The sequence below is a fragment of the Billgrantia hypersalina genome (assembly GCF_052584175.1).
On the sequence record NZ_JBMIQI010000008.1, the window covers coordinates 152,652 to 166,800 of the forward strand.

Annotated in this window: 16 protein-coding genes and 1 pseudogene; 9 read left to right on the plus strand and 8 right to left on the minus strand. The window is 66.8% G+C overall.

Annotated features, from left to right (window positions below; genetic code table 11):
- Positions 1–56: 56 nt before the first annotated feature.
- Genes ACOJCM_RS06075 through ACOJCM_RS06090 form a run of 4 tightly spaced genes read left to right on the plus strand, consistent with a single transcriptional unit; the run spans position 57 to position 3,833 of the window.
- Positions 57–1,268 (plus strand): ABC transporter substrate-binding protein, encoded by a 1,212-nt coding sequence (locus tag ACOJCM_RS06075; protein ID WP_445211173.1) that lies wholly within the window; start codon positions 57–59, stop codon positions 1,266–1,268.
- Positions 1,256–2,266 (plus strand): PQQ-dependent catabolism-associated beta-propeller protein, encoded by a 1,011-nt coding sequence (locus ACOJCM_RS06080; RefSeq protein ID WP_445211174.1) that lies wholly within the window; start codon positions 1,256–1,258, stop codon positions 2,264–2,266. Before ACOJCM_RS06075 ends, ACOJCM_RS06080 begins: the two co-directional genes overlap by 13 nt.
- Positions 2,263–3,033, plus strand: a complete 771-nt coding sequence (locus ACOJCM_RS06085) for an ABC transporter ATP-binding protein (protein WP_445211175.1) — start codon at positions 2,263–2,265, stop codon at positions 3,031–3,033. The genes ACOJCM_RS06080 and ACOJCM_RS06085 overlap by 4 nt, the downstream gene beginning before the upstream one ends.
- Entirely contained in the window at positions 3,024–3,833 is an 810-nt protein-coding gene (locus ACOJCM_RS06090; protein WP_445211176.1) for an ABC transporter permease, read from the plus strand. Before ACOJCM_RS06085 ends, ACOJCM_RS06090 begins: the two co-directional genes overlap by 10 nt.
- Positions 3,834–3,837: 4 nt before the next feature.
- On the opposite strand, the gene ACOJCM_RS06095 is transcribed toward ACOJCM_RS06090, so the two are convergent.
- The 6 genes and pseudogenes from ACOJCM_RS06095 to ACOJCM_RS06120 all read right to left on the minus strand — a co-directional run bounded on the left by ACOJCM_RS06095 (position 3,838) and on the right by ACOJCM_RS06120 (position 7,333).
- The gene (locus tag ACOJCM_RS06095) at positions 3,838–4,167 is read right to left on the minus strand and encodes a c-type cytochrome (RefSeq protein WP_445211177.1); all 330 of its coding nucleotides are present in this window, start codon (positions 4,165–4,167) and stop codon (positions 3,838–3,840) included.
- Positions 4,168–4,236: 69 nt separating this feature from the next.
- Positions 4,237–4,599 carry a hypothetical protein gene (locus ACOJCM_RS06100; protein ID WP_445211178.1) on the minus strand — a complete coding sequence of 121 codons (363 nt, stop codon included), beginning with the start codon at positions 4,597–4,599 and terminating at the stop codon, positions 4,237–4,239.
- Between the two features lie 230 nt (positions 4,600–4,829).
- Positions 4,830–5,207, minus strand: coding sequence for a hypothetical protein (locus ACOJCM_RS06105; protein ID WP_445211179.1), 378 nt, complete (start codon positions 5,205–5,207; stop codon positions 4,830–4,832).
- A 107-nt stretch (positions 5,208–5,314) separates the two neighbouring features.
- Positions 5,315–5,626 carry an AzlD family protein gene (locus ACOJCM_RS06110; protein WP_445211180.1) on the minus strand — a complete coding sequence of 104 codons (312 nt, stop codon included), beginning with the start codon at positions 5,624–5,626 and terminating at the stop codon, positions 5,315–5,317.
- Positions 5,623–6,288, minus strand: a complete 666-nt coding sequence (locus tag ACOJCM_RS06115; protein ID WP_445211212.1) for an AzlC family ABC transporter permease — start codon at positions 6,286–6,288, stop codon at positions 5,623–5,625. Before ACOJCM_RS06115 ends, ACOJCM_RS06110 begins: the two co-directional genes overlap by 4 nt.
- Before the next feature lie 50 nt (positions 6,289–6,338).
- Positions 6,339–7,333 (minus strand): annotated as a pseudogene (locus ACOJCM_RS06120) (LLM class flavin-dependent oxidoreductase).
- A gap of 173 nt (positions 7,334–7,506) precedes the next feature.
- Between ACOJCM_RS06120 and ACOJCM_RS06125 the strand changes: the two are divergent.
- From ACOJCM_RS06125 to ACOJCM_RS06145, 5 genes are all read left to right on the plus strand, one after another.
- Entirely contained in the window at positions 7,507–9,141 is a 1,635-nt protein-coding gene (locus tag ACOJCM_RS06125) for a BCCT family transporter (protein ID WP_445211181.1), read from the plus strand.
- A 106-nt stretch (positions 9,142–9,247) separates the two neighbouring features.
- Positions 9,248–9,424 (plus strand): hypothetical protein, encoded by a 177-nt coding sequence (locus tag ACOJCM_RS06130; protein WP_445211182.1) that lies wholly within the window; start codon positions 9,248–9,250, stop codon positions 9,422–9,424.
- Positions 9,425–9,436: 12 nt separating this feature from the next.
- A complete protein-coding gene (locus ACOJCM_RS06135) occupies positions 9,437–10,132 on the plus strand; it encodes an extensin-like domain-containing protein (RefSeq protein ID WP_445211183.1) in 696 nt (231 codons plus the stop codon).
- A 104-nt stretch (positions 10,133–10,236) separates the two neighbouring features.
- On the plus strand, positions 10,237–11,151 hold the full coding sequence (locus ACOJCM_RS06140) for a cobyrinic acid a,c-diamide synthase (protein WP_445211184.1): 915 nt from the start codon (positions 10,237–10,239) through the stop codon (positions 11,149–11,151).
- A 58-nt stretch (positions 11,152–11,209) separates the two neighbouring features.
- Positions 11,210–12,442 carry a toxic anion resistance protein gene (locus ACOJCM_RS06145; protein ID WP_445211185.1) on the plus strand — a complete coding sequence of 411 codons (1,233 nt, stop codon included), beginning with the start codon at positions 11,210–11,212 and terminating at the stop codon, positions 12,440–12,442.
- Between the two features lie 13 nt (positions 12,443–12,455).
- Here the strand turns inward: ACOJCM_RS06145 and ACOJCM_RS06150 are convergent, their stop codons facing one another.
- Positions 12,456–12,803 (minus strand): sll1863 family stress response protein, encoded by a 348-nt coding sequence (locus tag ACOJCM_RS06150; RefSeq protein ID WP_445211186.1) that lies wholly within the window; start codon positions 12,801–12,803, stop codon positions 12,456–12,458.
- 76 nt (positions 12,804–12,879) lie between these two features.
- Positions 12,880–14,145, minus strand: coding sequence for a diguanylate cyclase (locus ACOJCM_RS06155; RefSeq protein WP_445211187.1), 1,266 nt, complete (start codon positions 14,143–14,145; stop codon positions 12,880–12,882).
- Positions 14,146–14,149: the final 4 nt, after the last annotated feature.

Genomic DNA, 14,149 nt, shown 5'->3' on the forward strand with positions numbered 1-14,149 from the left:
GCGGTTGAAGTAGCATAACGACAATAGCGGCAGCGCAGGCTGCCTGAGGAGTACGCATGAGACCCTTGCCCCTTTCCCTTCGCTGGCTGGCGATGGGTGGGTTCGCCGTCGGCCTGGGGTGGCCGAGCCTGCTTCCGGCAGATACCCCCGAGCCCATCGTCGTGGGTTACCTGGGCATGGAGCGACCCGACGACCGGGAGCCGCTCTCGGTGCTCGACCCCGTGCTCGACGACGAAGGGCTGCAAGGCGCTCGCCTGGGCATCGCCGACAACAACGCCACGGCCCAGTTTCTCGGGCAGGAGTTCATTCTGCACGAGATGGAGGTGGCCCAGGGAGGCGACGTCGGCGAAGCGCTGGCGCATATGGTCGAACAGGGCGCGGAGTGGATCGTCAGCGGCCTGCCCGCCGAGGCGCTGGGCGAGCTGATGGCACACCCAGCCCGCGGCAGCCGCGTGGTCTTCAATGCCAGCGCGCCGGACGACGAGCTGCGTGGCGAGGCGTGCCATCCCGAGCTCTACCACACGACGCCGAGCCGTCGCATGCTGGCCGACGCCTTGGCGCAGTTCCTCGGCTACAAGCAGTGGGATCGCTGGGCGCTGGTCTACGGCAATACCGAGGAGGATCGGATTCTGGCCGATGTGCTGCGCGACGCGGCCGAGCGCTACGGTCATCGCATCGTGGGCGACGAGATGTGGCCGCACGATCCCCTGTCGCGCCGCGCCGAGGGTGGCTTCCATGCGATTCAGCGCGAGATTCCGGTTTTCGTGCAGGACCTGCCCGAGCACGACGTGCTGGTGATCGCCGACGAGACCGACTACTTCGGCGAGTACTTTCCCTACCAGACCCGGCTGCCACGCCCCGTGGTCGGCACTCAGGGGTTGGTTGCCACGCCTTGGCACCGCGCCCACGAATCGTGGGGAGCGGTACAGCTGCAGCGGCGCTTCGAAGAACTCGCCGAGCGTAGGATGACGCCGCGCGACTTCGCTGCCTGGCTGGCGGTGCGCTCGTTGGGGGAGGCGACGGCGCGGACCGGCTCCGTCGAGCGCGAGGCGGTCCTCGACTACATGCTTGGCGATGAGTTCGAACTCGCCGCTTACCTGGGCCTGCCGGTCAGTTACCGCACCTGGAACCACCAACTGCGCCAACCCATCCTGGTCACCGGGCCGCGCATGGTGGCCTCGGTATCGCCGCAGGAGGGGTACCTGCATCCACGCACACCGCTCGATTCGCTGGGTGCCGACGAAGGGGAATCGACATGCCGTTTCTGAACAGCGGGAGAACGACTCTCAGGCGCAGGCAAGGCCTGCTCGGGCTGGCCCTCGGAGCGGCGCTGGTACTGTTCCCGTACAGCGCCCAGGCAGAGCGCATCTTTGTCTCCAACGAGAAAGACAATACCGTGTCCGTGATCGATGGCGAGAGTCTTGAAGTGATGGAGACGATCCGCGTCGGCCGCCGGCCCCGTGCGATGGCTTTCAGCAGCGACGGCAGTGAGCTGTTCGTGGCGGTGGGTGACGACGAGGCCGTCGACATGATCGACCTGGAAACGCTGCAGGTGATACGCAGCCAATCCTCGGGCGACGACCCGGAGGTGATTCGCGTCGATCCCAACCGGCCCTACCTCTACGTCTCCAACGAGGACGACAACATCGTCTCGGTGCTCGATTACGAACGACGCACCCTGGTGACCGAGATCCCGGTGGGGGTCGAGCCGGAAGGGCTCGGTATCAGCCCCGACGGGCGCTGGCTGATCTCGACCACCGAGACCTCGAACATGGCGCACATCATCGACCTCGAGGCCATGGAAGCGGTCCATCACCGCCTGATCGGTGCCCGGCCGCGGCATGCCGAGTTCACCCACGACGGCCGCGAGGCCTGGGTTTCGTCCGAGATCGCCGGTACCGTGTCGATCCTCGACATGGAGGACACCTTCGACGTCAAGCACGTCATCCGCTTCGACGTGCCCGGCGTGCCGCGGGAGACCGTGCAGGCGGTGGGCGTCGCGCTGACCTCCGACGGTCGTCACGCCTTCGTCGCCCTGGGTCCTTCCAATCGTGTGGCGGTCATCGACCAGCAGAGCTACGAGGTGCTCGACTACATCCTGGTGGGCCAGCGGGTCTGGCACCTGGCGCTCAACGGCGACGAGAGCCGGCTCTACACCACCAACGGGGTCAGCGGCGACGTCACCGTGATCGAGGTCGACGACCTGCGGGCGGTCAAGTCGATACCGGTAGGGCGCTTCCCCTGGGGCGTGATCGTCGAACCGTGAGCGAAGCGAACCTCTCTCGCGGGGATGCCGCACCTGCCCTGGCGGTCAGCCGGCTGAGCTTTGCCTATGGCGGCAGGGCGGCACTCGATGACGTCTCGCTGAGCGTGGCGGCAGGGGAGTTCGTGGTGCTGCTGGGCCCCAATGGGGCCGGCAAGAGCACCCTGTTCGCGCTGGTCACCCGACTCTACGATCGCCGCCGCGGCGAGATCCGCATCGGTGGCTTCGACGTGCGCCGCCAGGCGGTCCAGGCGCATGCCCGCATCGGGGTGGTATTCCAGCAGCCGACCCTGGACCTCGACCTCAGCGTGGCCCAGAACCTCGCCTATCACGGCGCCTTGCACGGCATGGGGCTCGGCGAAGCCCGCCGGCGCGCCGAGGCCCAGCTCGAGCGAGTGGGGCTCGCGGGCCAGCGCCACACACGGGTGAGACGGCTCTCCGGCGGCCAGCGGCGGCGGGTGGAGATCGCCCGTGGCCTGATGCATACACCGCGCCTGCTGCTGCTCGACGAGCCGACCGTGGGGCTGGATATCGCCTCGCGCCGCGAGCTGGTCGAACACGCCCACCGGCTGTGCGCCGAGGAGGGCGTGGCGGTGTTGTGGGCCACCCACCTGATCGACGAGGTACGCCCCGGTGACCGGGTGCTCGTGCTGCATCGCGGTCGGCTGTTGGCCGATGCGCGGGCCGGGGAGCTGGCGACGCGGCTCGGGGTCGATACGCTGGGCGAGGCCTATGACTGCCTGGTGAACGAGGAGGGGGCATGTCGCTGATGCCCTGGTTACACTGCCTGCGCGGCGTGGTGGGACGCGAGCTGCTGCGCTTTCTTCACCAGCGCAGCCGCTTTCTCGCCGCCCTGGTGCGCCCGCTGGTATGGCTGTTCGTCTTCGCCACCGGCTTTCGCATGGCGCTGGGCGTGGCCATGACCGAGCCCTACCAGACCTATATCCTTTATGAGGTGTATATCGTGCCGGGGCTGGTGGGCATGATCCAGCTGTTCAATGGCATGCAGAGCTCGCTGTCGATGGTCTACGACCGGGAGATGGGCAGCATGCGTGTGCTGCTGGTGAGTCCCTTCCCGCGCTGGTACCTGCTGGTGTGCAAGCTGCTCGCCAGTACCCTGGTCTCGGTGGTGCAGGTCTACGTGTTCCTGGCCATCGCCTGGGTCTACGGCATCCAGGCGCCGCCGCTGGGCTATCTCTTCGTGCTGCCGACGCTGCTGGTAACCGGGTTCATGGTCGGCGCCCTGGGGCTTTTGCTCTCTTCTTTCATCCGTCAACTGGAGAACTTTGCCGGGGTGATGAATTTCGTCATCTTCCCCATGTTCTTCCTCTCCTCGGCGCTGTATCCCCTGTGGCGTCTCCGCGAAGGCAGCCTGGTGGTCTACCAGATCGCCGCGTTCAACCCCTTCACCCATGCCGTGGAAATGATCCGCTTTGCCATGTACGAGCGTTTCAACCTCGAGGCGGTAACGATCAGCGTGGTCGTGACGGCGCTACTGTTGGCGCTGGCGATCCTCGGCTACAACCCGTCGCGCGGCATGATGGCGCGCAAGGGCGGTGGTGGGGACTGATTCTTCACGGCTCGGCAATACGCTCCAGATAGTCGATGATGCCTCCCCGCGTGCGCTCGTCGAGGCCCCACAGCAGCATGCGGGTGCCGGGCAGGAAGCTGTCGGGGCCGGCAAGGAAGGCGTCGAGGTTCTCGCGGTTCCAGGTCAGCTCGGCCTCGCGCAGCGCCGGCGAATAATCGTAGTCGTCAAGGCTGCCGGCCTGGCGGCCGATCAGTGCGTGCAGGCTGGGGCCGGCCAGGTGCCTGCCGGGTTCGAGACTGTGGCAGCCGATGCACTGCGAACGAAACAGGCGCTCGCCCCGGGCATGTTCGGCAGCGGCTGACGCGAGCGGCACGAGTGAGGCCGCCAGCAGCACGGCAAATGCCAGCCGGGGGAGGGCAAGCCCGCCATGACGAGACACGGCTCAGAAACAGCGCAGGTTGGCGTCGGCCTGCGCCTGACGCAGCGCCTGGACCTGGTCCTCCATGCTGCGCTCCGTACGGAAAAGCACGCCCAGCTCGCCGCGTTGGTCCTGCATGCCCAATACCGTCTCGACCTGCTCGTAGGTCTCGTAGGGCAGATGCTCGGCGATCACGTCGATGCTGCAGGCGCACTTCTGCATGGTCAGGTAGCTTTCGCCATTGGAAGCCATGCAACCCAGCACGTAATCGACACGCGCTTCGGTGGGGTAATCGTTGGCCAGGCTCGGTGCGGCGAGAGGGAACAGCAGGCAGGCGAGTGCCATCTGGTGCCATGCGCCGGCGGCTTTCGTCCGAAGTCGAGGCATTGTTGTTGTCTCCGGAAACGTCAGGGGCGTATGGCTTAAAGTTATGGCAGAACGAGGGATAACGCCACCGCACAGGCGGCTTTATCGCCCCGATGGCCAAAGCCTATTGGCCCAGGCTGAAACGTGACGGTAACGTGTCGCGGTTGGCACAGCCCAACTGTCTGCATCCCCTGCATGACACGCTTTGACCCGCCTCGGCGGGTCCTTTTCTCTCCTGGCATAGCTCCCTTCTAGCGTTTCTGCTCGTCGGCGCGGACCTCGTAATCGCCTTCCAGCAGTTCGCGTTCGCCCGAGTCACCGCGCTCCCGATAGTAGGTTTCGCGATAGTAGTAGCCGCCGCCGGCATCCTTGGCCTGCTCGGCGCGGATCTGTTCGAGGCGTTTCTTCATGCGGTAGCGCACGAGTGGCAGCAGGGCCCAGCCGAGCAGCAGGAAGAACAGGCCGAGGACGGTGCCGACGATCAGCAGCAGGCCGAAGAGCAGCCAGGTGAAGATCAGCTTCAGCCCGCCGAGCGGTCCGCCCGGGGCCTGGCGGGTGCGGGCGCGCCACTGCTGGGCCGCCTGCCAGGCGGCGTTACGGCGCGGGTCGTTGCGATCGAACATGGGCATCTCCGATGGTGACGCCGACGAGCGGCGTACGGAATGACTGTTCCTTTGAGGTCGCCGTGCGGCGTTCGTTCCCTCGAGCCTGGTGGGTCCGGCCGTCGAACAGGCGGCTAGACGACCAGACGCCACAGGGCGGCGGCAAGGATACCGGCGCTGATCGCGGCGAGGGCCTTTTGCGTGGCCAGCATCACCGCCAGCGTGGCCACGAGCGCCATGCGCGCGCCCCAATCCCCCTCTACGACCATGGGCGTGATTACCGCCACCAGCACCGAGCCGGCCATGGCGTTGATGAAGCGCTCCACCCCGGGGCCGATGGGCACGCGGGACATCACGAAGACGCCGCCGGCTCGGGTCAGGTAGGTGACCAGCGCCATGACGACGATCGCCGCCAGCGCCCCCCAGGCGCCCGTGGGCAGCGTCACGGCCCGGTCTCCGTTTGCCGCGACGGCATCAGCATGCCGGCCAGCCCCCCGGCCAGGGCACCGACGATCACGTGGGAGTGCGGCGGCAGCCAGGCCATCGCCGCCAGGGCGGCAAGTGCAGCGGCACTCCACGGCAGCAGCATCGCGAGGTCGCGACGCCCGCCCACCAGCATCGCCAGCAGGAAACAGCCCATGATCACGTCGAGCCCGAAGCGCTGGGGCTCTTCGATACCGCTGCCGAAGATCACGCCCAGCAGCGTGCCCATGAGCCAGGTGAACCAGAGGGCGATGCCGCCACCCACCAGCATGCCCACATTGGTCTCGCCGCGTTGGCGGTCGGCGGCGGCCATGGCCCAGTTGGAGTCGCTCATCAGCACCAGGCTGGCGTAGCGCTGACCGGGGGGCAGGTGGGCCAGCCACGGCTGGATGGCGGCGCCCATCAGCAGATGGCGGGCATTGATGGCGAAAGTGGTGGCGATCAAGGGCAGTAGTGGAATTTCCGGACCCCACAGCTCCAGGGCGGCAAACTGCGAGGCGCCGGCAAACACCAGGGCACTCATCAACAGCGCCTCGAGGCCCGACAGCCCGCGCGACAGTGCGGCCACGCCGAAGGCCAGGCCGAATACCACCACGAACAGCGACAGCGGCGCCATGCGGCGCATGCCAGAAAGCGTGCCGGCCAGGTCCAGCCGGGCGCCGGGTGTGGCGGAACTCACGATCGCCACACCTCGGCGACGATCTCGTAGCTCCTCTGCCTGTCCTCGCTGGCATAGGTATCGGTGTTGAGCATCAGCTCGTCGGCACCGGTCTGCTCGAGGAAGCGTTCCAGTCCATCGCGCACGGTCTCGGGGCCGCCGATCACCGCGGCGCCGAGGAACTGTTCCACCTGTACCCGCTCCATCGGCGTCCAGTCGAGGGTTTCGACCGGCGGCAGCGAGCGCGTGCGGCGTCCACGGACCATGCCGAGGAATTTCTGGCGGGTGGTGGAGGCGAGGAACTGGGCCCGCTCGTCGTTCTCGGCGGCGATCACCGGCAGCCCCACCATGGCGTGGGATCTGTCGAGTACGGCGGAGGGGCGAAAGTTGTCGCGGTAGAGCCGGAGCGCCTCGTGCAGGTAGCCGGGGCGAACTGGGCGGCGAAGGCAAACGGCAACCCCTCGCGGGCAGCAAGCTGAGCGCTGTAGCCGCTGGAGCCTAGCAACCAGATGGGGACCCGGGTGCCCTGGCCGGGCACGGCGCGCACGCGCTGGCCGGAACGCTCGTCATCGAGGAAGCCTTGCAGCTCGGCCAACAGTTCTGAGAAGTTCTCTGCGCCAGCATAGGGGTCGCGGCGCAGCGCGGCCATGGTGGCGGCATCCGAGCCTGGCGCTCGGCCCAGCCCCAGGTCGATGCGACCGGGGTAGAGGGTCTCCAGGGTGCCGAACTGCTCGGCGATGACCAGCGGTGCATGGTTGGGCAGCATGATGCCGCCGCTGCCTATGCGGAGGCGCGAGGTGGCGCCGGCGATATGGCCGATCAGCACGGCAGTGGCGGCACTGGCGATGCCGTCGAGGCTGTGGTGCTCGGCCAGCCAATAGCGGGTGAAGCCCAGGCGTTCGGTCAACTGGGCCAGTGCCACGCTCTCGGCGAAGCTGTCGGCGATGGTGCCGTCCTGACGAATCGGTGCCAGGTCGAGCACGGAGAGAGGTGTCCGGGAGAGTCGGGACATGTGCACACTCGTAAAAGAAGATTAGCCTGCTTGGTTTTCCTAGAATCCTCTCGTCCGCCTCTGGTTGCAATGGCTTGTTGCCATTCACGGTGCGTCTGGCAGGCGATCGTGTGCCACCGGGCCTGGGCTGCTAGCATGTAAGGCGCCCAAGGAAGGAACAAGGAATATCCATTATGGCCAATCATGGAGGGCAGCGGGTCTTCGCCGTGTCGGCCCTGATCATCCTGGCGCTGGTGGCGGTCGGTGCAGGGTTTCCCGAGGCGTTCGGCGATGCCGCCGATGCCGCGCTCGCCGGCGTTACCCGCCTGTTCGGCTGGTTCTATCTTTTCTCGGTATTCGGCTTCGTCGTCTTTCTGCTGGTCCTGGCCTTCAGCAAGTACGGCAAGATACGCCTGGGCCCGCAGGACAGTACGCCCAGCTTCAGCTTCTTTTCCTGGATCAGCATGCTGCTGGCGGCGGGCTTCGGCGTGGGGCTGGTGTTCTACGGCATGGCCGAGCCGATGCTGCACTATGTCGAGCCACCCTATGGCGACGTAGCGGCTGAATCCACGGAGGCGGCGCGCTACGCCATCCAGTACAGCTACTTCAACTGGGGCATCCACCAGTGGGCGGCCTTCTCCGTGGTCGGTCTGATCATTGCCTATTTCCAGTTCCGCAAGGGACAGGCCGGCCTGGTCTCCTCGGTGTTGTCGTCGATTGCGGCCAAGTATCCCCGCGTGCGCCCCTACGCACCGACCCTGGACGTATTCGCCGTGGTGGCCACGGTGATGGGTGTCGCCACCTCGCTGGGGCTCGGCGTGCTGCAACTCAACGGGGGCTTGAATGCCGTGTTCGGCCTGCCGGAGGGGGTGCTGTGGCAGTTCGTCATCCTGTTCGTGATGTTCCTGGCCTACATGGCCTCGACCTGGTCGGGGCTGGACAAGGGCATTCGCCGACTCTCCAACCTCAACATGATCCTGTGCATCGGCCTCATGCTCTATGTGCTGGTGACCGGTCCCACCGTGATGATCCTGGAAACCATCACCCTGGGGATTGGCGACTACCTGCAGAACTTCGTCGGCATGAGCCTGCGTATTTCGCCCTTCACCGACAATACCTGGGCGGCCAGCTGGACGATTTTCTACTGGGCCTGGGTGATCGCCTGGTCGCCTTTCGTCGGTACCTTCGTGGCGCGGGTATCGCGCGGTCGCACGATCAAGGAGTACGTGTTCGGCGTGCTGGTCGTGCCGCCGCTGCTGGCCTGCCTGTGGATCGGCGTGTTCGGCGGTGCTGCACTGCACATGGAGCTGAATGCCGATGCCGGGTTGGCGGCAGTCACCGAGGCCAACATCACCGTGGCACTGTTCGAAATGTTCGACCGCATGCCTTTCACCGGTGTGCTGTCGGTGATCGCCATGCTGCTGATCTTCATCTTTCTGGTGACCTCCGCCGACTCGGCGTCCTACATCGTGGCGCAGATGACCGACAACGGCTCGATCAATCCGCCGCTGTTCAAGCGGGTGATCTGGGGCGTGCTGATCGCTGCCATCTGCCTCACGCTGATCGCCGCTGGCGGATTGACCGGGCTGCAGTCGGCTGCGGTGCTTTCGGCGCTGCCCTTCACCTTCATTCTCTACGGCATGATTCTGGTGCTGATTCGCGAATTGCGCGCCGACCGCCAGGCCATGCTCACCCAGCTCTACCGGCGTCATGGCGAGACGCCGGTAGGCGCCGACGCCTTCGAGGCCGAAGCGCTGGGGGAGCAGGAACGGTTGCGGCGGGCTCCCAACGTGATCAACCGGCGCATCAACCGACGCGAGGGAGGTTAGGGGGCGTGCCACCGGTCTTTCGTTCGGCATCGGAGTGCGCCGATTGTCGTAGCCAGTTCGCCGCGCAGGCCGTAAGCTCAGGAAAAATGGGGAACCGGATCTTGCCATGTCTCTCATCGGCTCACGCCACCGCGCGTTGCAGCGCGGTGCCACCCGTCGGCGGCAGCCGAGTCGCCGCCGTCCGGGCGGCTTCGACCGTTGGCTCGACCGTGCGGTGGATATCGCCGTGGTCACGGCGCTGGTGGTGGGAGGTATCGCCCTGGCCCTGCAGCTGCTGCTATAGCCGCGGAACGAGATGCGCCTGCTGTGGGTCCTGATCCTGCTGGCCGGCGCCGCCATGGCGGGGTGGCAGCTGGAGCAGCGCCTGCCACGCCATTGGCACCCATGGCAGCCCCTGAAGGTCGATGACCCGCTCACGCCGGTCACCCGCTGGAAGCTGCATCGTCTGGCGGAGGATCGGGATGGCTGTCTGTCGGCGCTTGATTCCGCCCCGGAGGGGGCGCTGCGCATGACGCCGCTGCCCGATCACGAGCCGGCGCCCGGCTGTCCGCTGACCAACGTGGTGCGTGTGCACGGCAGCGACGTCGCGTTCAATGCCAGCTTCGTCGCGAGCTGCCCCCTGGCGCTGGCCTGGATCATGTACGAGCGCCATCGACTGCAGCCCGTGGCCGAGGCGCATTACGGTCAACGGGTGGCACATATCGAACACTTTGGCAGCTTCGCCTGTCGAAACGTTTACGGTCGCGAGAGCGGACGGCGCAGCGAACATGCCACGGCCGAGGCGCTCGACATAGCGGCCTTCCGGTTGCAGGACGGCAGTCGCATCTCGCTGCGGGAGCACTGGCATGACCCGGGGAAGCGGGGGGCCTTCCTGCACGATGCGCGCGATGGCGCCTGCGATCTGTTCGGCAACGTGCTGGGCCCGGAGTACAACCAGGCGCACGCTGATCATTTCCACTTCGGGATGCGTGGCTTCCGGCTGTGTCGCTGAGCCGACAGGCTCGCGCCGCATCGCCGGCATCCGTACACTCAGAGGCAATTACCCGCGGGCGCACGAGGCTTATGCTGGAATTTCTGCAGGGATTCTCATACGGGTTGTTCGTAACCTGCTTGCCATGGTGCCTGGTCGGGTTGGTCAACCCGCGCCTGGCGGTACCGACCGAGACCCCGGGCCGCCTGCAGGTTCTGTTTCGCTACTGCCTGTTGGTGCCCTTCATCAGCACGGTGCTGTGGCTGACGTCGCTGTGGGGCGGCTTCGGACCCAGCCTGGGCGGCTGGCTCGCCGGCCTGGTGGCCATCGGGGTGTCGCTGCCGCTGGAGCGGGGCTGGCGTCGCTGGCGCAGCCGGCGCCATCAGCGCCGGCTGCAGGAGCGCCTCGAAGCCGAGGCCAAGCGACGTCGTGCCGAACAGGAGCGTACCGCGCGGGAGTCAGGCGTGGCCGAGCTCGACCCGGCCCGGCCGCCGGTGGGTGCCGACGATCTCGTCCTGTCGCTGTGCCGGGCCAAGCAGCAGTTGCTCGACGTCAAGCGTGACGACCTGGCGGGCCAGGTCGACCGCTTCTACACCCGCTACGCCCACGTGATGGCGCTCCTGACGGCGCGCTTCGATCGCAGCGAGCTGGCTTTCGAACGCTCTCGTAGCCTGATCACCGAGGTCTGTCTCGGTGCGGTGGACACCTTCACTTCCATGGCCGCCCAGGCGCGCGGCGTCATCGGTCTGGACGATAGCTACGTGCGCCGGCGCCTGGAGCAGGAGAACCAGCGGCTCTCCGTCGAAGAGCGCATCGCGCTCAAGCGCCGCCTGGAGCTGATCGAAGAGACCGACCGGCGCATTCGGCGCCTGGTGGCACGCAACGAGTCGGCGTTGACCCTGCTCGATGACACGGCGGTGGCGCTGGCGCGTGTGGAAACGGGTCGCCCGCAGGCCACGCTTGCCACCGATCGGGCTCTGGAGGAGCTGCGGCGCTTCATCGAGGGGGCGGATCGTTACAGTCGCAGCGAGCGACGTTGAGTCCAGCGCCGGTCAGCGCTGCTAAGGTAGGGGCAAGAGCCTGAAGGGGAAGAAGCTTATGAACCAGTCGTCCGAACGCGGCTCGCCGCTATCGCTGCCGCCGGTGGAACAGATCGCCAGCGAGCTCGAAGAGGTGACTCCGGAGCCGAGGGCCAGCGAAGCGATCGATATCGACGACCCCGAGCTCGAGCAGCTGGCGGAATCGTTCGTCGACGAGGTATTGACCAGCGATGGTGCCGCCCTTGACCGCCAGCGTCGCGCCGTGGACGAGATGGGGCTAGAGCTGCAGCAGCAGGCGGCGCATCACAGCGAGATGCTGCAGGCGCCGCTGCGCAAGCTGGCGCATCAGGGCGACGAAGGCGGCCCGGTGGCCAAGGCGCTGATCGACCTGCGCGGCCATATGCAGGAGCTCGACCCGCACCAGCATCGCCTGGCCTCGGGGCCGCTCGACCGCCTGCTCTCCCGGCTTCCCGGCGCAGGCGGCCGCGTGCAGCGCTACTTTCGCAAGTTCGAGAATGCCCAGCAGGCGCTGGATGCCATCATTGCCGACCTGGAGGCCGGCCGTGACATGCTGCGGCGCGACAACATCACCCTTAGCGACGATCAGGAGAGCCTGCGCCAGTTGCTGGACCGACTCCAGCGTCAGGTCGACCTGGGCCGGTTGATCGATCGCCGCCTGGTGCAGGCACTGGACACGCTCGGTGACGAACACCCGCAGCGCGCCTTCATCGAGGAGGAACTGCTGTTTCCGCTGCGCCAGCGCATCGTCGATCTGCAGCAGCAGCAGGCGGTCAGCCAGCAGGGGGTGCTGGCGCTGGAAGTCATCATCCGCAACAACCGCGAGCTCATCCGCGGCGTCGACCGGGCGATCCACGTGACGGTGTCGGCACTGACCGTGGCCGTCGCCGTGGCGCTGGCGCTGGCCAACCAGCGGCTGGTGCTCGACCGGGTCGAGTCGCTCAACACCACGACCTCGGAGATGATCGCCGGCACGGCCAGGGCGCTGCGCCAGCAGGGGGTGGAGATACAGACTCGGGCCGCCTCGGCCCAGCTCGACATGCAGGCGCTGGAGCAGGCCTTCGACGATGTGCTGGGTGCCATCGACGACCTGTCGCACTACCGCCAGGAGGCCCTGCCCAAGCTCGACGCCCAGATCGACCGCCTGGCCCAACTGGCACGTCATGGCGGCGAGGCGATCGACAGGCTTCAGCGTGGTAGCGAGGTCCAGCCGCCCGCCCCGGCTGATGAAGCGTCATCGTCCGAGCAGGCGCGCAGAGAGCGTCCTTCCTAGCCGCGTCCCTGCGTTAAGGCGAGCCGCCCGACGATCGGGGAGTATCGTCTTCCGGCTCGTCGACATCCCTGGGCGGCGGTTCTCGCCGCTGGGCGTCGCGCAGGGCCTTGCGCATCAGCTCCCAGGCGTCGTCGAGGCCCTGCTGCAAGGCGTCCCAGGCGGCCTCGCTGGCGTACTGCAACTCTTCCAGCCGCCGTCGTGTCTCGTCCCGTCGCCTTCTGAGCCGTTCGATGTCGTCCTGATACCGGGCCTGTGCCTCGGTGCTTGCCTGGCGCGCGCGGGCGGCCAAGGCGTCGATTTCGGCATTCCATTCGTCGAGCTGGGCCTTCATCCGTTGGATGAATTCGTCACGTCTGTTCATGCGGCTTCTCCGCCTCTGGCTGGGCCTACCCTATCTATCGATTCTCCGATCGCTGTCCGGTTCCCGATACGGCGTTTCAAGCTTGCGAGGCCACCTGGTCCCGGCCCTGATCCTTGGCGCGATAGAGCTGCCTGTCGGCCTGGGCCAGCAGCTCCTCGCAGCTGGCCTTATCCTGGACGGGAACGGCACTGGCAACGCCAAGGCTGGCCGTCACGCGGCCGCTGCGGGTTGAACGGGCATGCGGGATATCCAGGGCACGGATCTCCCGGTGAATATTCTCGGCCACCTCCAGGGCGCCCTCGAGATCGGTATCGGGGAGAACGCAGACGAACTCCTCTCCCCCATAGCGAGCGACCAGGTCGGAGGGGCGATGGACCACGCGTGCCAGAGCCTCGGCAACGGCTCTCAGCGTGTCGTCGCCGGCAACGTGGCCGTAGTGGTCGTTGAATTCCTTGAAGTGGTCGATATCGATGAAGATGACCGCGAGCGAATGACCGTTGCGCCTGGCGCGCTGCCACTCGCGATCGAAGAAGGTATCGAAGTGGCGGCGGTTGGCGATACCGGTCAGACCGTCCATGGTGGAGATCTGATGGAGCTGGTCTCGCTGATCGAGGCCGCGCTGGAAGGCCTGTAGCAGTTGATCGACGCTCTCGACCAGATGCCCCAGCTCATCATTGGCATGGCTGCCCAGGGTCGGCTTGGGCCAGCGCCCCGGCTGTCGCGGGTCGGTCGCGGCGATGGCTGCGTGGACCTTGAGCAGGGGGCGGGTGACGAACCAGTGGAATACCAGGGCCAACAGGGCCGCGATGGCCAGCGCCTTGGCAACGCCAAGCGCGAAGATGAGCAGGCTGCGGTCGCTGAAGTCGCGCCCCAGGCTGTCGAGTGCCAGGCTCAGGGTCAGCTCACCGACGGGCTGGGGAGTGGCGTTGGCACCGGCCTGATAGAGCAGCGTCTGCCGATATTGGAGGATATCGTCGAACAGGGCGTGGGCAACCCAGCCGGCATCGGCTTCGCGTATGCGCTGGCGCACGGCCATGTTACGGCCAAAGTCGTCGCGCAGGGCCACGCTCGAGACTCGACCGCCATCAAAAAGCCCCTCGACGACTTGGGTCGCCAGATCGGGGTTGAGCTGGAAGGCGGCTTCGGCTGCGGTGCCGTGCACCAGCTCGAGCCGGTAGCGAGTGTCGCGGACGACTTCCTGGTACATGGACCGGGCATCGAGAGCGAGCTCGATGGCACCGGCGAGTATGCTCAGCACCAGCGCTATGGCCAGGGTGAGCCCGGCCTGCTTGGCGGTCAGGCTGCGCCTGCCCGGCTGGCGATCCCCGGGCGAGTGCGTCATGGGC